Annotated in this window: 13 protein-coding genes; 7 read left to right on the forward strand and 6 right to left on the reverse strand. The window is 42.6% G+C overall.

The features are described from left to right. Positions 1-8 precede the first annotated feature (8 nt). The 3 genes from KTR06_RS01690 to KTR06_RS01700 all read left to right on the forward strand — a co-directional run bounded on the left by KTR06_RS01690 (position 9) and on the right by KTR06_RS01700 (position 5,375). On the forward strand, positions 9-1,955 hold the full coding sequence (locus KTR06_RS01690; protein WP_121960115.1) for a glycoside hydrolase family 97 protein: 1,947 nt from the start codon (positions 9-11) through the stop codon (positions 1,953-1,955). Positions 1,956-3,024: 1,069 nt separating this feature from the next. Beyond that, positions 3,025-4,065, forward strand: a complete 1,041-nt coding sequence (locus KTR06_RS01695; protein WP_022276528.1) for a glycoside hydrolase family 43 protein — start codon at positions 3,025-3,027, stop codon at positions 4,063-4,065. 14 nt (positions 4,066-4,079) lie between these two features. After that, positions 4,080-5,375 (forward strand): BNR repeat-containing protein, encoded by a 1,296-nt coding sequence (locus tag KTR06_RS01700; protein WP_117683199.1) that lies wholly within the window; start codon positions 4,080-4,082, stop codon positions 5,373-5,375. A 63-nt stretch (positions 5,376-5,438) separates the two neighbouring features. On the opposite strand, the gene KTR06_RS01705 is transcribed toward KTR06_RS01700, so the two are convergent. Genes KTR06_RS01705 through KTR06_RS01720 form a run of 4 tightly spaced genes read right to left on the reverse strand, consistent with a single transcriptional unit; the run spans position 5,439 to position 8,578 of the window. Beyond that, complete coding sequence (locus KTR06_RS01705) at positions 5,439-6,455, reverse strand: GNAT family N-acetyltransferase (RefSeq protein ID WP_117683200.1); 1,017 nt, start codon at positions 6,453-6,455, stop codon at positions 5,439-5,441. 13 nt (positions 6,456-6,468) lie between these two features. Continuing rightward, entirely contained in the window at positions 6,469-7,386 is a 918-nt protein-coding gene (locus KTR06_RS01710) for a DUF2156 domain-containing protein (protein WP_004305058.1), read from the reverse strand. Between the two features lie 56 nt (positions 7,387-7,442). Continuing rightward, the gene (locus tag KTR06_RS01715) at positions 7,443-8,138 is read right to left on the reverse strand and encodes an LrgB family protein (RefSeq protein ID WP_117683201.1); all 696 of its coding nucleotides are present in this window, start codon (positions 8,136-8,138) and stop codon (positions 7,443-7,445) included. Beyond that, entirely contained in the window at positions 8,135-8,578 is a 444-nt protein-coding gene (locus tag KTR06_RS01720) for a CidA/LrgA family protein (protein WP_008024417.1), read from the reverse strand. The genes KTR06_RS01715 and KTR06_RS01720 overlap by 4 nt, the downstream gene beginning before the upstream one ends. A 197-nt stretch (positions 8,579-8,775) precedes the next feature. Here KTR06_RS01720 and pta point away from each other — a divergent pair, with 197 nt between their 5' ends. The 3 genes from pta to KTR06_RS01735 all read left to right on the forward strand — a co-directional run bounded on the left by pta (position 8,776) and on the right by KTR06_RS01735 (position 12,126). Continuing rightward, entirely contained in the window at positions 8,776-9,795 is a 1,020-nt protein-coding gene (gene pta, locus KTR06_RS01725) for a phosphate acetyltransferase (RefSeq protein WP_008024419.1), read from the forward strand. A gap of 40 nt (positions 9,796-9,835) precedes the next feature. Next, positions 9,836-11,035, forward strand: coding sequence for an acetate kinase (locus tag KTR06_RS01730; protein ID WP_087317015.1), 1,200 nt, complete (start codon positions 9,836-9,838; stop codon positions 11,033-11,035). 101 nt (positions 11,036-11,136) lie between these two features. Then, positions 11,137-12,126: a glycosyltransferase family 2 protein gene (locus KTR06_RS01735; RefSeq protein ID WP_087317012.1), complete on the forward strand. Its 990-nt coding sequence runs from the start codon at positions 11,137-11,139 to the stop codon at positions 12,124-12,126. A 123-nt stretch (positions 12,127-12,249) separates the two neighbouring features. Here KTR06_RS01735 and KTR06_RS01740 read toward each other — a convergent pair whose 3' ends face one another. Further along, entirely contained in the window at positions 12,250-14,265 is a 2,016-nt protein-coding gene (locus KTR06_RS01740) for a family 20 glycosylhydrolase (protein WP_120067095.1), read from the reverse strand. Positions 14,266-14,409: 144 nt separating this feature from the next. On the opposite strand from KTR06_RS01740, the gene radC reads away from it, so the two are divergent. Further along, positions 14,410-15,105, forward strand: a complete 696-nt coding sequence (radC, locus tag KTR06_RS01745; protein WP_004299741.1) for a DNA repair protein RadC — start codon at positions 14,410-14,412, stop codon at positions 15,103-15,105. Between the two features lie 33 nt (positions 15,106-15,138). On the opposite strand, the gene KTR06_RS01750 is transcribed toward radC, so the two are convergent. Next, positions 15,139-19,074 carry a response regulator gene (locus tag KTR06_RS01750; RefSeq protein ID WP_083444151.1) on the reverse strand — a complete coding sequence of 1,312 codons (3,936 nt, stop codon included), beginning with the start codon at positions 19,072-19,074 and terminating at the stop codon, positions 15,139-15,141. Between the last annotated feature and the right edge of the window lie 4 nt (positions 19,075-19,078).

Consider the following 19,078-nt stretch of genomic DNA (forward strand, 5'->3'; position numbering starts at 1 on the left):
TGAATAATATGAAGAAGATAATAAGCGCTCTGCTGGCTGGTTGCTGTCTGACTTCGCTGATGGCACAAGACGTGGTCGTGAAAGGACCGGATGAAAAACTGCAATTGGTTGTCTTTACTTCCCCTGCCGAAAAGCCAAGTTATTCCATTACCTATAATGGGAAAACCATGCTGGAGAAATCACCTTTAGGTATGAACACGAATATCGGTGACTTTGCTAAAGGAATGAAACTGACAGGGCATACGGTCACCCCGATTGATACTGTCTACCATCAGGATCGTATTAAAACCTCACAAGTGCATTATCAGGCAAACGAGCTGAACTGTCATTTTGAGAATCCGAAAGGACAGAAAATAGATGTTGTCTTTCGTGTCAGCAACAATGATGTAGCTTTCCGTTATACCCTGCCGCGTCAGGATGGAAAAGGAAGTGTAACGGTGACTGCCGAAGAAACCGGTTTCCGTTTTCCGCAACAGACTACTACTTTCTTGTGTCCGCAAAGCGATGCCATGATAGGATGGAAACGCACAAAACCCAGTTATGAGGAAGAATACAAGGCAGATGCTCCGATGAGTGACCGTTCCCAGTACGGGCATGGTTACACATTCCCTTGCCTGTTCCGTATCGGTGACGATGGTTGGGTGCTGGTCAGCGAGACAGGAGTGGACAGTCGATATTGCGGCTCACGTTTAAGCGATGTGAGCGAAGGTAATCTGTATACGGTTGCTTTCCCGATGGCAGAAGAAAATAACGGCAACGGAACGGTTGCTCCGGCATTTGCCTTGCCGGGAGCTACTCCCTGGCGTACCATAACTGTTGGCGAAACTTTGAAACCGATTGTGGAAACAACTGTTGCGTGGGATGTCGTGCGTCCTCTTTATGAAACAAAATATGACTACCGTTTCGGACGCGGCACATGGAGCTGGATTCTTTGGCAGGATGGTAGTATCAACTATGACGATCAGGTGCGATATATTGATTTTGCTGCGGCAATGGGATATGAGTATGCGTTGATTGATAACTGGTGGGATACGAACATCGGTCGCGACCGCATGAAGTCTTTGGTAGAATACGCACGTAGTAAAGGCGTGGAACTCTTCTTATGGTATAGCTCTTCCGGGTATTGGAATGATATTGAGCAAGGACCGGTTAATCACATGGACAACGCCATTATTCGCAAACGGGAGATGAAATGGTTACAGAGTCTTGGAGTAAAAGGCATTAAAGTCGATTTCTTTGGTGGCGACAAGCAAGAAACGATGCGCCTATATGAAGATATCTTGAGTGATGCCGACGATCACGGCCTGATGGTGATCTTCCACGGTTGTACAATCCCTCGCGGATGGGAACGTATGTATCCGAATTATGTAGGTAGTGAAGCCGTACTGGCATCCGAGAATATGGTATTCAACCAGCACTTCTGCGATAAAGAGGCTTTTAATGCTTGTCTGCATCCGTTTATCCGCAATGCAGTGGGCAGCATGGAATTCGGCGGCTGTTTCCTGAACAAACGACTGAACCGCAACAATGACGGAGGAACTACCCGCCGCACTACTGATATATTCCAACTGGCCACTACCGTATTATTCCAGAATCCGGTACAAAACTTTGCGCTTGCTCCCAACAACCTGGAAGATGTTTCTCCTGTTTGTATGGACTATATGAAAGCGGTTCCTACCACTTGGGACGAGACACGCTTCATTGATGGATATCCTGGAAAATATGTCGTGTTGGCACGTCGTCACAATGATACTTGGTATCTGGCTGCTGTGAATGCAGGAAAAGAAACGTTGAAGTTGAAACTGGATTTAGAGATGTTTGCCGGAAAAACAGTTTCTTTGTATAAGGATGATAAAAAAGGAGCACCACAGCTAGTGCCGTTGAAAGTGAAAGAGAACGGTAAAGTGCAGCTGGAGATTCTTCCACAGGGAGGTGCTGTATTGGTAAACAAATAGATGATATCTCTATCGTTTGTTGTGGGATCATGTGGCAATGATTGTTCGGTAAAAGTTTGATAGAATCAATATTTATAGCATAATTTATGTAGCACTTTTTATGCTACACAAATTGTGCTATGAATAATTGTTTGAATATAAACAATATAGACTGCTTTCTTTATTCTTTGAATGAAACCATATTTGAGAAATGTTTCGTGGATATAATTCATTCAGTTGTGGTTGCAGACATTGCCTTACGCTGGTATACTAAAATAATCATATTCAAGAAAACACCCTTCACCTTTCACAATGCCCTGTTCATCGGCATTAGCGGGTGAAGGGCTGGCTTTCACCTTCCTTTCACCTTTCTATTCTGGCTTTCACAGCTTGTCCAGTCTTCTGCTAACTCTTTCATCTATAGTTGGCAGAAGAAGTGTTAATAGATAGCTTCCAAACTATTATAGGAAAACTTCTTTTCTATAAGGGATAAACTTCCTTTGTATAGGACCCAAACTTTCTTTGCATTATAAGAAAACTATAAATGCAAGCTTTGATTATATAAATGAAACTTCCATTTATATAATTGCAAGTTTTGTTTTTATAAACGCAACTTTCATTTATAGATTGCATTTATTGAAAAGTAAGTTTACATACTGGTAATAGGAAGTTTACCTATAATCAAAAGAAAGTTTGTTATTAATGAAAGAGAGGGTAGTTAGTAATGGATAAGGAAGCAGGTAAGGTATGTTTTCAGAAGCATAGATAGAGAAGTGCCATATAGGATTAGGAAACCGGATTATCAGAAAAGCATTTTATGTGTATATATAAATGACCTGCTCGACCAGAAAATCACTTTGTGTTGAAATCGGGTAGGTTCTTTTTATTGAGTGAACTGATAGGTGAAATCCCTATCCCTATCGTATTATATGGTAAACGCAGGCTAAAATCGAAGTGCAAATGCTCTGTAATATCGTGCATTTAGCGGAGAATGATTGTTTTTTAGTCCTTTTTTGACACATAAGTGTACCTTTATATTTAATGTATCATCTATCTTTGTAAACAAGAAATCTTATTTAATATCATGAATATGAATAGACATTGCAGAATAATCAAGTGTATATTATCAGGAGTCGTTTGTGCGTTGTTACTACCTGTATCAATGCAGGCACAAAAGAACACAGCATTTATCCCCGGACAAGTGTGGAATGATACGGATGGAAATCCGATCAATGCCCATGGTGGCGGACTTCTTTATCACAATGGTACTTACTATTGGTATGGTGAATACAAGAAAGGAAAAACGATTTTGCCGGACTGGGCTACGTGGGAGTGTTATCGTACAGACGTGACCGGAGTCGGTTGTTACTCTTCTAAAGACTTGCTGAATTGGAAATTTGAAGGAATTGTGCTTCCGGCAGTCAAAGACGATCCGAATCATGACCTGCATCCGTCCAAAGTGTTGGAACGTCCGAAAGTCATCTTTAATAAGAAGACCGGTAAGTTTGTAATGTGGGCACATGTGGAAAGTGCCGATTACAGTAAGGCTTGTGCCGGCGTGGCGGTTGCCGATTCTCCTGTCGGACCGTTCGTCTATCAGGGAAGTTTCCGTCCGAACAATGCGATGAGCCGTGATCAGACAGTTTTTGTGGATGATGACGGACGTGCTTATCAGTTCTATTCTTCGGAAAATAATGAAACCATGTATATTAGTCTTTTGACTGATGATTATCTGAAACCCAGCGGACGGTTTACTCGTAATTTCGTCAAAGAGTCTCGTGAAGCTCCGGCTGTGTTTAAATATAATGGTAAATACTATATGTTAAGCTCCGGTTGCACAGGCTGGGATCCGAATGTGGCCGAAATAGCAGTGGCCGATTCTATTATGGGAACGTGGAAAACGATCGGTAATCCTTGTACGGGACCGGATGCGGATAAAACGTTTTACGCGCAGAGTACTTACGTTCAGCCTGTTATCGGAAAGAAGGACGCATACATCGCTATGTTCGACCGCTGGAAAAAGAAAGACTTGGAAGACTCCCGCTATGTATGGCTGCCTGTACTTGTAAAAGACGGAAAGATAACAATTCCCTGGCATGAAAAATGGACTCTTTCCATCTTTGACAAATAAAAAAGAAGATAAGCATGAAACGGATATTACTACTACTTTGCGGAATAATACTTGTTCCTACTCTTGTCTGTTCCCAGCGTTTGGTGGAAGTAGGAAAGGGATATAGCTGTACTTCGGTCAATACGACGGTCTTTCGGAATAACTCGCTGGTGACGCACGGTGAGGAACAATATATCAGTTATTACGATAACGACGGCTATCTGATACTTGGAAAACGGAAACTGGATTCGAAACAATGGACTTTACACCGCACCCAATATCAGGGAAATGTAAAGGATGCTCATAATGTAATCAGTATGATGGTGGATGGAGAAGGTTACATACACGTGTCTTTCGATCATCATGGACATAAACTGAATTATTGCCGGAGCATTGCTCCTGGTTCTCTGGAACTGGGAGATAAAATACCGATGACCGGAATTGATGAAGGAAATGTAACCTATCCGGAGTTTTATTCTTTATCCGGAGGAGATTTACTGTTTGTTTATCGTTCCGGTTCTTCCGGTCGTGGTAACTTGGTGATGAACCGTTATTCGCTGAAAGAACATAAATGGACTCGTATTCAGGATATACTGATTGACGGAGAAAATAAACGGAATGCTTATTGGCAAATGTATGTCGATGAGAAAGGAACCATCCATCTTTCGTGGGTGTGGCGCGAAAGCTGGCATGTGGAAACAAACCATGATATATGTTATGCCCGTTCGTTTGATAATGGAGTGACTTGGTATAAATCAAGTGGAGAGCAATATGAACTTCCTATCAAATTGTCTAATGCAGAGTATGCCTGTCGTTTGCCTCAAAACTGTGAGTTGATTAATCAAACAAGTATGAGTGCCGATGCAGAAGGAAATCCGTATATAGCCACTTATTGGCGGGATCCCGACAGTAACGTGCCCCAATATCGTATCGTCTGGAACGATGGGAAAGTATGGTATCAACGGCAGATCACAGATCGCAAAACACCTTTTACCTTGAAGGGTGGCGGTACGAAAATGATACCTATTGCCCGTCCGCGTATTGTGGTAGAGGGTGGGGAAGTCTTTTATATTTTCCGCGACGAAGAACGGGGAAGCCGTGTATCGATGGCACATGCGTCCGACGTCGGCATTAGTAAATGGACGATAACGGATTTGACCGACTTTTCCGTGGATGCCTGGGAACCGTCCCATGATACGGAGCTCTGGAAGGAACAGCGGAAACTTCACCTCTTTGTGCAACACACCCGTCAGGGAGATGGTGAACGTACAGCGGAAATTGACCCTCAAATGGTATATGTATTAGAAACAGATATGAATATAAATAAGTAAAGATATGAAGGAATTATCTGCAACTCTTTTTTCGTACTCTTCCTAGGTGGTGTAATTCGTGTCTTAATTCATCATCAAGCTCATATATGGCTTTAACGGCTGGAGTATTTTATCTGTTAGTTCGCTAATATTCATCTGTATATGTGTACCGGGCAGTCGCTCGGTACTATACATGCACTTCCCTTTACACAGATAATAATAACCGTTATTTACCGACAGTTGTTTATCCGATAATTCCAACTGCATTTCATCTTCGGGGAAAGCCGCGGCATAGATTTGCAGCACTTCTTTGGCATTGATGATACGTGCCATGCCCAACGGATGTTGAGGCTGTTGATCTTCGGGAGGTAAGAGTTGAACCATGCACTTATATCCGGTGTGTTGCCTGATAGCATACAATAGGCTATATTCCACATCTTTATCTTCAGCGCAAAGCTCATTGATAATGATATGTTTGTCTCCTTTATATATAATAGTCATCCCCTTGATATCGTTTTCTTGTCTGGCTACAAATAAGTATCCTCCGCTGATGGCAAGATCAGTCATAATAACCTGAAAGTCTTCCAGCGTGTGCTGAATACAGCAAGCCCGTTCGGAAAGCTTCTTATTCAAATAAGAATAAATCTCTTCCTGAAATTCCGGAACCACACTGACCGCTATCTCTTTAGCAGGAATAAACTCCGGCAAAACGATCTCTTTAGTTGAATACTTGAATACGGAAGCATATCCCATGCGGGCATAATAGTCGAACAACCAGGGCTCTGCCGGTATCAATGTACTGAAATGTACTCCATTCCGCAGCATCCGGGCGAAAGACTGTGATAAAAGCTCTCGCATGACCCCTTTGCTTCGGAAATCGGGATGCGTGCAGGCTCCTGAAATATAGGAAGTCTGCACTGTTTCTCCGCCGAAAGTCATCGGATAAGGAAGCATCTGAAGCGCAGAGATTACCTCATCGCCACTTTGGATGGCGACATTCACCTCTGTTTTATAGCGCAGTCTGAAGTACATTTCAACGAATTCTTCACTATCGTCAAAACAGATTTTCCACAATGCTTTTACTTGCTCCTTTATCATCATATTTATAATGGATTTACCATTTTACCATATTCATGGGATGCTCTTTGAGGCAAGCCATATATTTTTCCAGAATCGTTGCCGGCTGGTAAGACAGTTTGGCTTTGCGTAAGCCCTCAATACCTAAATCCTCTTCCCGGTTGATATAGATATATTGTTCGGGAATCCGGTTGGCAAATTCATAATTAATCATGGCATACGCACCTTCAATACTGGTATCCGCTTTTTCTACATGTACGCCGAATGTTTCATGATTGATAGGCATACCGAATGTGAATGCGACAATTTTACCGTTCACATGCAAGATACCTCCCGTCAGTCCGAGTGCCTCGAAGTTGTGGAGAGCATAAATCAGGGCGCGACGTTCGTTGCCTGTCCCCTCCTGTTGGTCACAGTTATTCACTTTACACCACTCTGCTTCCAGATCCAGACATTCCTGAATACGGTCCGGGGTAATCGGTGTGTATTCGTAATCCGGATAAGTGTTGCGGAACCGGTTGATATGATTTCTTTTCGCCTGGAATTTCTTCCCTTTCAGCGTAGATAGATCACTTCTCAAATAAATATAATCCGCATAGTCGCGGTCTTCTGTGAAAGTGAACTGTTCCGGAAGGATAGCTTCGAGATCAGCGCGCATATTGCTGCACACTCCCAGCATACAGAAATGCTGGTTCTCTTTGCGGGCATCTTCTATCAGTTCCCACAATACTGCTTTCAAATCTCCTGTGCCTACGGGCATCATATAAGCAAGTTGTTCTCCCGCCCAGAACTTGAATACCAGAAAGTTGTCGACCACTGCGAATTGAGTGTCATATAAGAACCTCCAGCTGCAAAGATTGGAGAATGAAAGATCGCAATTGCGGCGATCACTTTTCATCGTGAATGAGGTGATTGTGTCTTTGTCTGCTAATGTGATATCTTTAAATGGAATCATAAAATTGCTTTTTGCGTTTAACTCTTTATATAACGGAAAATCAAGAGATTTTGTTTTTACAAGACACCTAATAATCGAAGGAGCGTAGGTGTGAGTAGTGCAGTGAAGATTCCATTCAGTGTCAGTCCCAGACTGGCGTATGCTCCATATTTACTGCTGATATCCATTGCGGTGGAAGTTCCGACAGCATGAGCGGCTGTCCCCATCGAAAGCCCTTGGGCGATCGGACTGCCTACACGCATGATTTTCATGGTCTTAAAACCACAGATTGCTCCTAATAAACCTACTGCCACAACAACTGCCGCCGTCAGTGACGGAATACCGCCAATGGCTTTGGTTACTTCCATCGCAATCGGAGTCGTAACCGATTTGGGAGCCAGAGACAGGATTACTTCTTGGGAAGCTCCCATAAACTTCGCAATCAGCACTACTGAAATAACTCCGACAATGCAGCCTGCCAGTTGAGACAGAAGGATTGGCAATAACTGCTTTTTTATCATCTCCAATTGAAGATATAAAGGTACGCCTAAAGCAACAACAGCCGGGCGGAGCCAGAACTCGATCAGATGTCCTCCTTTATTATAGGTCTCGTATGAGATATTTGTCATTTTAAGGAAGATGATTAATAGGGCGATGGTCAGCAATATAGGATTTAATAATACCAGTCCTGTTTTCTTCTGAAGCAATTTGGCAAAGAAGAAAATCCCGAAGGTGATAGCCAGCAGGAAGAAATTATTCTCTAAGAAACTCATTTGTCTTTATTCGTTAAGTTGATTTTATCTTTAAGGTGCAGTTTCTCCGACAGATGGAAATCCGTCAGATGAAGTTTGCGCGCCAGCTTAATCTGACGTGCCAGCCTGAACTTGCGGACGATTTGATGTACCCATCCCGTAACGACAAGTACAAGCGCGGTGCTGACAATGGTCGCTGTTACTATCGGCCAGAACTCTGCCGCAATAACATCAAAGTATAGCATAAGAGCCACACCGGGCGGAACGAAAAAGAATCCTAAGTTGGCAACCAGAAAGTCGGACAATCCCTGTACCCAGTGTAGTTTAATCCAACCTAATTTTAAAAAGAGGGTGAGCAGCAGCATACCGATGATGCTGGAGGGGAGCTTGATACCCGTAAGATAAACTATTAATTCACCCAAAGCCAAACAGCCAAATAAAATGGCGCACTGACGTATCATATACTAATAACCTATTGATTTTGTTTGAAAACACTGCAAAGGTATGAAAAATAGGAGTACAGTGTTAAATATTATAATATTTTAGACTTGGGAGAGAAAAATAGCCGAAATTGTAATGTGGATATTGCAAAATTGAGTACTTTTGCACCGCAAATTACAAATTGTAAGGACGTTTTATAATAATATTCAATATATCTATGCTCAATTTAATCAACCAAATCGTGGCGCGTGCGAAAGCAAATCGCCAACGTATTGTTCTTCCGGAAGGAACTGAAGAACGCACATTGAAAGCTGCCAATATGATTTTGACAGACGAAGTAGCCGATCTAATTTTACTGGGTAAACCGGCAGAAATTAATGAACTTGCTACAAAATGGGGATTGGGAAACATCGGTAAAGCTACTATCATTGATCCTGAAACTTCTCCGAAACACGAAGAATATGCGCAGTTGTTGTGTGAACTTCGTAAAAAGAAGGGGATGACTATCGAAGAAGCCCGCAAATTGACGAGCGATCCTTTGTTCTATGGTTGTTTAATGATTAAGAGCGGTGATGCTGACGGTCAGTTGGCTGGTGCCCGCAACACTACTGGTAATGTATTGCGTCCTGCTTTGCAGATTATCAAGACTGCTCCGGGAATCACTTGCGTATCCGGTGCTATGTTGCTTCTGACTCATGCTCCTGAATACGGAAAGAATGGCATTTTGGTCATGGGTGACGTTGCCGTAACTCCGGTTCCGGACGCTAATCAGCTGGCACAGATTGCTATTTGTACTGCTCAAACTGCGAAAGCCGTTGCCGGTATTGAAAATCCGAAAGTGGCTCTGTTGAGCTTCTCTACCAAGGGTTCTGCAAAACACGAAGTAGTTGATAAAGTGGTAGAAGCTACTAAGATTGCAAAGGAGATGGCTCCTACGCTTGATCTGGATGGTGAAATGCAGGCTGATGCTGCTCTTGTTCCGGAAGTCGGTGCAAGCAAGGCTCCGGGTTCTCCTGTGGCTGGCGAAGCAAACGTATTGATTGTTCCGAGTCTGGAAGTTGGTAATATCTCTTATAAGTTAGTTCAACGTCTGGGACATGCTGACGCTGTCGGCCCGATCCTTCAGGGTATCGCTTGTCCGGTAAACGACTTGTCTCGTGGTTGTTCTATCGAAGATGTATATCGCATGATTGCTATCACGGCTAACCAGGCTATTGCTGCAAAGGCAAATAAATAAGTATTAGATATAAGGTAGTAAGTATTAAATTGACAACGACATGAAAATTCTGGTATTGAACTGCGGAAGTTCATCTATTAAATATAAATTGTTCGATATGACCAGCAAAGAAGTGATTGCGCAAGGTGGTATCGAAAAAATCGGTCTGAAAGGATCTTTCTTGAAACTGACTTTGCCGAATGGTGAAAAGAAAATTCTGGAAAAAGATATTCCTGAACATACAGTAGGAGTTGAGTTTATCCTGAATACGTTGATTCACCCCGAATATGGCGCTATCAAATCTTTGGATGAAATCAATGCCGTAGGTCACCGTATGGTACACGGAGGCGAGCGTTTCAGCGAATCTGTATTGCTGAACAAGGAGGTATTGGAAGCCTTTACAGCTTGCAATGATCTGGCTCCGTTGCACAATCCGGCTAACTTGAAAGGGGTAAATGCAGTTTCTGCTATTCTTCCTAACATTCCGCAGGTAGGTGTATTCGATACGGCTTTCCATCAGACAATGCCGGATTATGCTTACATGTATGCTATTCCTCACGAACTGTATGAAAAGTATGGTGTACGTCGTTATGGCTTCCACGGAACTTCTCATCGTTATGTGTCAAAACGTGTATGTGAATTCTTGGGTGTAAATCCGGTAGGACAGAAAATTATCACTTGCCACATTGGTAACGGTGGTTCTATCGCTGCTATCAAAGATGGTAAATGTATGGATACTACTATGGGCTTGACTCCATTGGAAGGCTTGATGATGGGTACTCGTAGCGGTGATATTGATGCCGGTGCAGTAACATTTATCATGGAAAAAGAAGGCTTGAACACAACCGGTGTTTCCAATCTGTTGAACAAGAAGAGCGGTGTACTGGGCATTTCGGGTGTATCAAGCGATATGCGTGAACTCTTGGCTGCTTGTGCGGCTGGCAATGAGAAAGCTATCCTTGCAGAGAAGATGTACTATTACCGTATTAAGAAATATATCGGTGCTTATGCTGCTGCATTGGGCGGTGTGGATATTATCCTGTTTACTGGTGGTGTAGGTGAGAACCAGATGGAATGTCGTCGTGAAGTTTGTAAGGATATGGAATTCATGGGTATCGAACTTGATAACGAAGTAAATGCTAAGGTTCGCGGTGAAGAAGCAATCATTTCTACTCCTGCTTCTAAAGTGAAAGTAGTAGTGATCCCAACAGATGAAGAACTGTTGATCGCATCGGATACAATGGATATCCTGAATAAGTAATAATTTTATTGCTGATATACAAAAAAAAGATGGACTCGATTTCGAGTCCATCTTTTTTTTGTCTTACTTTGCATATCAAATAGTTATATCCCGTTTTTGATATGCGTTACTCCGTCATAATTCCCGTTTATAATCGTCCCGATGAAGTGGATGAATTATTGCAAAGTCTTACTGTACAACACTTTAAGGGTTTTGAGGTTGTTGTTGTTGAAGATGGTTCTTCCATTCCCTGTAAAGGAGTAGTAGACCGGTATGCAGATCGGTTGAATATAAAATATTTCTCTAAACCCAATTCCGGTCCGGGACAAACCCGTAATTACGGAGCAGAACGTAGCGAAGGCGAATACCTTATTATATTGGATTCTGATGTCATCCTTCCCGAAGGCTACTTCGATGCGGTAGAGAAGGAGCTCACCACTTCTCCTGCCGATGCTTTTGGTGGCCCCGACCGTGCACACGATTCTTTCACTGATATTCAGAAGGCAATTAACTATTCCATGACCTCTTTCTTCACGACCGGAGGTATCCGTGGCGGAAAAAAGAAGATGGACAAATTCTATCCCCGTAGTTTTAATATGGGAGTTCGCCGGGCAGTGTACGAGGCTTTGGGAGGTTTTTCAAAGATGCGTTTTGGGGAGGATATTGATTTCAGTATCCGTATCTTTAAGAATGGGTACACTTGTCGTCTTTTTCCTGATGCCTGGGTATATCATAAACGTCGGACTGACTTGAAAAAATTCTTCAAGCAGGTGCATAACTCCGGCATTGCCCGTATTAATCTTTATAAGAAATATCCGGATTCTCTGAAACTGGTGCATTTGCTTCCAGCCGTATTTACATTGGGAGTGGCGCTTCTATTATTAGGAAGCCTCTTCTGCCTCTTCAGTTTCACGCCTATCATTCTCTATGCATTACTCGTATGCATTGATTCTACTATTCAGAATAAAAGTCTGTCTATTGGCGTTTATTCCATTGCCGCCGCATTTATACAGCTTATCGGCTATGGTACAGGCTTTTGGCGCGCATGGTGGCAGCGTTGTATCAGAGGGAAGGATGAGTTTGAGGCTTTCCAAAAGAATTTTTATAAGTAATCCATTTTTTATTTGCCTATTACCATTCCTATTTTTGTTTAAAAGGAATGTTGTCTGACACCCGGGTGTCAGACAAGTTATACTTTCATGGAAAAAAAGTAATGGATGCAATCGAAGAAATTTTTATAGGCTATATCTTTTTTCATTTAGTGGAGTGCAAATCACATTTCTTATTCTTCCCTTAAACCCCAGCAATTTGTCGCCTATCTGTTTCAATGGGAAGATAAGTGTTTCCTGATACCAAATGCTGTCTTTACGCAGGCTTTTCTGATTGTAAACTACACCGATTCGTCCTTCCAAACGTTCTTGTAGCTCTCCGTTTATGTAAAGTGAGGTCCCTTTGGCATCTCCCTCTACACGAACCTTTGTCCATTTTTCCACAGGCAAACGATAGGAATGGAAGATGAATTCATAGCCGTCGCGCGAGAATGCGAATTTACCCGTATTTTGCCAGTTCGCGGTGAAAACAGAATGGGGACCTTTGAATAAGACCGCATTGATATTGGGCTTTGGATCTGCGTAGATTTCAAATTCCACACTATATGGATAACCGATTTCGGGTATAGAGGTAAGAACCGAGTCGTTACCTTGCAGGATAATTTCCTGGCCGGAAAGCGTTAGGTCTTTTCTGTCATCTATGCTGGCCTGTAGATTTACGCCCGGTGCTTCCGGTGTTGTCCTGCACCACGTTTCGAAGGTTTCAAACGGTATGTTTCTTGTGTTTTCTCCTTTCCAAAGTTTCTCGCTCATAACCTGCATGGCAGGAAAGGTGCGTATATGTACATCCTGTTGGCTGATTCCATTTCCGACACGGTCGTTCCATACAGCAAACATGGCTCCTAATAAATTAGTAGACTGCTCTATCATTTCTCCCTCTTGCATCATTCGTGGTGACCAACTCTCATATATCCATTGATGATCCAGAAAGTTATGGTAGTAATTCACGGCTGGTACGATATATAGAAATGCATCGCATGTATTAATCGCTTTGGCTCCTTCCTGCAGTGCGGTTTCTAAGTCTAGCCAGCTATAATTCCATGCATTGACCGTTTTTCCTTTCAGATTTACGGGGGTATTTCCTTTCATGTGTTTCAGACTTCCCCATAATCGCGGATTTTTTCCATATTTGGTGATATACTTCAGATAGTATTCAGTGAAATAGCGGAATTGTTCCGCTTCTTTGAGGTTGTACTCATCAGTGCCGATATGTACGTCCGGTCCGACAAATACCGGGTGATCTCCCGAGAGATATTCGTCAAACAAAGTATCAAGGAAATCATATACCTCTTTTTTATAGAGGTCGAGATGATCCATACCATATTCTTTTTTGTCGGCTGCCAGTATCGGATTGTAATGAGTGAAAGCGAGTGAGTGTGCCGGAACATCAATTTCTGGGATGATATTGATTCCATATCGTGCGGCCATTTGCTGGAAGTTGCGGAATTCTTCTTTGGTGTAGGAACCATCTTTGGATGTGAGTCCCGGAAAACGGTCGCTTTCCAATCTGAAGGCGGCGTATGTTTTGTTCCAGTCATTATCGAAAAACTCAACGAAACCATTATCATTCAGATGTATTTGCAGTTCATTCATTTTATAGAACGAGAGAATTTTTACGTAATCCTGCAAATAGTCCATTGTGAAAAATTTCCTGGCTACGTCAATCATCAGTCCGCGGTGAGCATACTGCGGATAATCCAATGCTTTTCCTTTCATGAGTCCAAAAGGCTGGTTATGGATCATTTGCAACAGTGTGCGAGTTCCCCAGAATACTCCTTTTACGGTGGAGGCTTCGATGGTTACATGGTTGCGTATATCCAGTTCATAGCTTTCTTCTCCCAATGATGAAGGCGTTTTTTTCACTGACAGATAGATAGAATGATTTTTCGGTTTTCCGGAGGTTACCTGATAATTCCAGCCGAACATATCTTTTAAGTCTTTTGCCATTATTTCCGCAGTTTCTTTCAACAGGCTTTCTGCTTCCGGAGCGATTATAATCTTTCCTGTTTCCGGTAGTGTCAGTTTGCCTTTTGCCCCATTCCAATGTTGTAAGGAGGGAATCACCTGCGGGATATCCGTTTGAGCGTATACTGTCATTCCTAATAGTAGTAAGATGGATAAGATGCTTATTCTCTTTTTCATATTTATTAGATGTTTATATATTAATCTTGATAGCGCAAAACTACGATATTTGGAAGTAAAGGGATTCTAAAAATAGACTTATAGCTTCCAAAATTCATTTTTTCAGTTATATAGGAGTATCTTTGTGACTTAATTTGATTAATAATGGAAAGTAAACACAAACTATCCATCAACCAGTGGGCACTGGAAGACCGCCCACGGGAAAAAATGATGGAGAAGGGAGCAGCCGCATTGAGTGATGCCGAACTACTCGCTATATTGATTGGCTCCGGAAATACGGAAGAAAGTGCTGTCGAATTGATGAGACGCCTGCTCCTGTCTTGTGATAACAATCTGAATTCATTGGCAAAATGGGAAGTGTGTGACTATTCCTCTTTCAAAGGTATGGGCCCCGCAAAGAGCATTACAGTGATGGCAGCCTTGGAATTAGGCAAACGAAGAAAGCTGCAAGAAACCAAAGAGAGACTTCGAATCACTTGCTCAAAAGATATCTATGATATTTTCCAACCGATCATGTGTGACTTGGAACAGGAAGAATTCTGGGTGCTCCTATTGAACCAGGCAACCAAACTAATTGATAAGGTACGTATAAGTACTGGTGGCATAGACGGAACTTATACCGATGTGCGCACCATTCTCCGGGAAGCATTGCTGCAAAGAGCTACACAAATCGCGGTGGTGCATAACCATCCTTCGGGAAATATTCATCCCAGCCAACCGGACAGGAGTTTGACAGAGCATATCCATAAAGCGGCGGAAACGATGAATATCCGTCTGATAGATCACGTCATCGTTTGTGAAGACGGATTTTTCAGCTTTGCAGATGAGGGCCTACTCTAATTAGTAATACTACCTTATTTAAGTGAGAATATCTTATTTATTCTCACTCCTGCATTCATTTTTATACTGCGTGGGCGTCAAGCCTGTGTACTGTTTGAATGCAGTACTGAAATAACGTAAAGTAGTGAAACCTATCTGATCTGATATTTCAGTAAATGTCAGATCGGTGGTTTTTATCAGAGTAATGGCTTGCTCCAACCTGAATTTGTTGATATAGTCATTTGCCCCCATATCGGTGATAGCCTTCAACTTGTTGTAAAGAGATGTTTTACTCATTCCGATCTCTCTGCAGATAAAAGGAATATCTAAAGACGGATTGCTGATATTCTCGGAAATGAGCTTGTTAAACTTTAACAAGAACGTTTCATCCGCCTGGCTGAAAGTACTCTCCAGCGGTTGAGGGAAGTTGCCTATATGTTGATAGTGCTCTTTCGTTTGCTCCCGGTTGTATAGCCGGTTCTGTATAATCTTAACAAGAGTGTCTATCTCAAAAGGTTTTCCCAGATAAGCGTCCGCCCCGATTTTATACCCATACAGTCGGCTCTGTTCATCATTGCGTGCCGTGAGCAGAATCACAGGAATATGACTGATGCCGATATTCTCTTTTACCGCTTTGCACAGTTCGTATCCATTCATAACCGGCATCATCACATCGCTCACTATAATATCCGGAACTTGCTTTTGCGCTATTTCGAAAGCTTCCCGGCCATCATGTGCTATATAAATTGCTTTGAATAAGGATTTCAATTCTTTGGAGAGGAAATCTGTCAGGTTATGATTGTCGTCTACCAATAGCACTGTGTAATTCTGCGTAGAGAAGTCGAGTGTCTCGGGAGCGTTGATCTCATGATCTACGTCCGGTGTAATCAATTCATTGATGTAAGGTTTCGGCTGGCAGATGACTTCGCCTGACTCCAATCCCAAAGGCAAGTCGAAGAAGAAAGTGGCTCCTCCCGCTTCGTTGTTCATGGCTCCGATTTTACCTTTATGCAATTCTACCAGCATCTTGGCGTATGAAAGTCCGACTCCGCTACCGCCAATTTCCTGCTTGCCTTGATAGAAACGGATGAATACTTTCTCCATGTCTTCCTCTTGCATACCTTCTCCCTGATCCAAAACGGAAACACGGACGTATGAGTCATTTTTGCTGGTACGGATAGTGACGGTTGTGTTTTTAGGACTGTGTTTCAGTGCGTTCGTCAATAAGTTTGTGACTACGATTGTACACATACCCTTGTCAAATACCACCTCTTTTATGCTGTCGTCGAGCTGATAATCTATTTGCACTTCCTGGGCAGCTCCCTCGTCCGTAAAATCGGCACCAATCTCCTTTATCCATGAGTTAAATGGATAGGCTTGGAGTTTCAACTTGGTTTCTCCTACTTCCATCTTACGTACGTCCAGCACCATGTTGATAAGATCTTTCATCCGTTGAGCCTGTTTATGTATATTCTTCAACGGTGGATAAATGGCATCTGTAGAAGGAAGTGTCTTTAATATGCGGCTTAGCGGGGCATATATGAGTGTGAGCGGAGTTCGCAGTTCATGGCTGATATTAATCAGAAAACGAACTTTTTCTTCATACACATTCTGCTCGTGTTCTTTCATCATCCATTTCATCTTGTTTTCTTTGCGTCGAAGCAGAACGAAAACAATTTGTACCACAATGCCTATGCAAGCAATGATGCAGAGAGAAACGAACCACCAGCTTCTGTACCAGGGTGGCAGTACGTTTAATGTGAAAAGAAACTGGGGAGTTGTTTCATTTCCTTCCTGTGTGTTACAGCTCACCATGATGGGATAACTTCCCGGAGCAAGAGATGGGATCATCAATTCTGGGTTGTAGCCTTCGGTTTTAAGGTCTCCCATTTGGAAATGATAGACTTTGAGCCGGAGAATGTCCGCACCATAAGTCATGACACGGATCTTAATGTTTTTACTGTTCCAGGGGATGGATATCTTGTCTTGATTGAGCTGATACATCCTGTTCTCTCCGTTTATGGTCAGTTCGGCAAGGCGTATTTCCGGAGAGTCACTACTCTTTTCTATTTGAGTGTCTGCATTGATACATAGTAAGCCTTTTACACCTCCCATATAGATGTTGCCTTTGGGGGAAATGAGACGGGGCTCGGCCAAGTATTCATTGGGGGAAATTCCATCCGCTTCTCCGAACCATACAAAACGTTTGGTATCGGTGAGCCATATAAAGAGTTTCTGTTCAGCTCCTATCCACACTTTTCCTTTATTGTCGCATAACACGGTATTTACTTCATTAAATAAGGTGGTAGGAATTCTTTCGAATTTGCGGGTATCAGGGTGATAGGTGTACAGGCCACGGGTGCCTGCAATCCAGAATACGCCCTTGTCATCCCTGGATACAGCATTGAAGAATCCCTGTGGAGCACTTGCAAATATCTCCACTGTGTCTTTTTTACGATCCAGTCTATATATATTATAAGGATCGTTCAGGTAAATGGCAGTGGAATCATATCCAATGGAACTCAACAAGCCTTTTATTTTCACTTCTTTGGCACAAGGGACAGGAGTGAGTTGCCGGGTGGAAGTATGGTAGCGGTAAGGAGGCGAACTTAATATTAAGATCGAATTGGGAGTATCCCGGTATAAGTTGATTGGCTGTCCGCTATAGCGGATGTGATGCTCTAATGAAGGGCTCATAATAGCGAAAGGACGCTTCTTTCCTGTCTTTTTATCGAATATGAAGATACCTTTGGAAAAGGCAGATACTAACAATTCGTTGGGTGTGAAGCCGGTGATGGAGACCATCTTGTCTCCCCAAGTGTCGGGATAGTGCACAAATGTTTCTGTAGAAGGAATGAATTTATTGATACCTCCTCCGTCCATAGCGATCCAGAGTTCTTCGGAAGCCGGTTCCTGATATAGTTGTAATACCGTACTTTGACTTAATCCTTTGTTGTGCCCTAACACAACATTAGTGTAAGTTCTCATGGATACTTCACGAATGTTGATAACCCCTTCACGTTTACTTCCCGCCCATATATTTCCGGCAGAGTCGCTATGCAGGCAGAGTATTGTATTTGTGGGAAGGGAATGATTATCTCCGGAGATATGTTCGAGTACGGTAATATTGCCGGTTGTGGGATCGAGGATATTGATACCTCCCCCGTCTGTTCCCATCCATATTTTTTGTTTGAATTCGGTCATGCACAATACGATGTCACTGCTCAAACGGGAGTTTTGAGTGGTATAGCTGGCTATCAATTTTCCCTGGGCGGAGAAACACTTGACGCCATTGTTGTAGGTTGACAGCCATATTCTTTGTTGGGAGTCTATGATGATTCCTACGTTGTCGTTCCCGTATTGGAAAGGAAATGGGGTTATCTCGAAATTCTTGAGGTTCATTTGCAGTATTCCCTGTTGCCAGCTTAGACACAATATGGTATCGGGTTTCCACATTTGTATGGATCGTATAATGAACGGCTCGTCGGTCTTGAATTCCCGTATGAGAGAAATCGTGTTGGTGGCATAAGAATATTTATATATCTTGTTGATCCCTCCGAACAGAAGCCCGTCTGCTATTTTGCAGATCGATTTGGCAATGATGGGCTGATTATTTAGTTTGGGGATAAAGAAGTTGTCGTGAATAAGAGAATAACGGGCGATTCCTGTGGTGGTCAGTATCCAGGTTGTCTGCTGATTATCTTCAATAATTTGCAGGATACTGTCGTTAGGCAGGGAATTTTCATTATCAGGTTGTGCGGTGTACTTTTTGAGTTCCGTTCCATCAAATCTGATTAGTCCTGTCGGAGTACCGATCCAGATGAATCCCTTTTGTTCGGTATAGATACAGCTGATGATAGACGGCATTCCGTTTTGGGAACCAATCAGTTTAAAGTCGTAATGGTTACCTATACTTATTGCTGGAAATGTGCCTACGATAAGAAAAGCCAGTAAGCAGAAAAAGTGTTTTATCCAAATACTTTTTTTCATCAGT

Origin of the sequence: Bacteroides sp. MSK.20.12, assembly GCF_019052435.1 — a bacterium.
Lineage (GTDB): Bacteria > Bacteroidota > Bacteroidia > Bacteroidales > Bacteroidaceae > Bacteroides > Bacteroides xylanisolvens.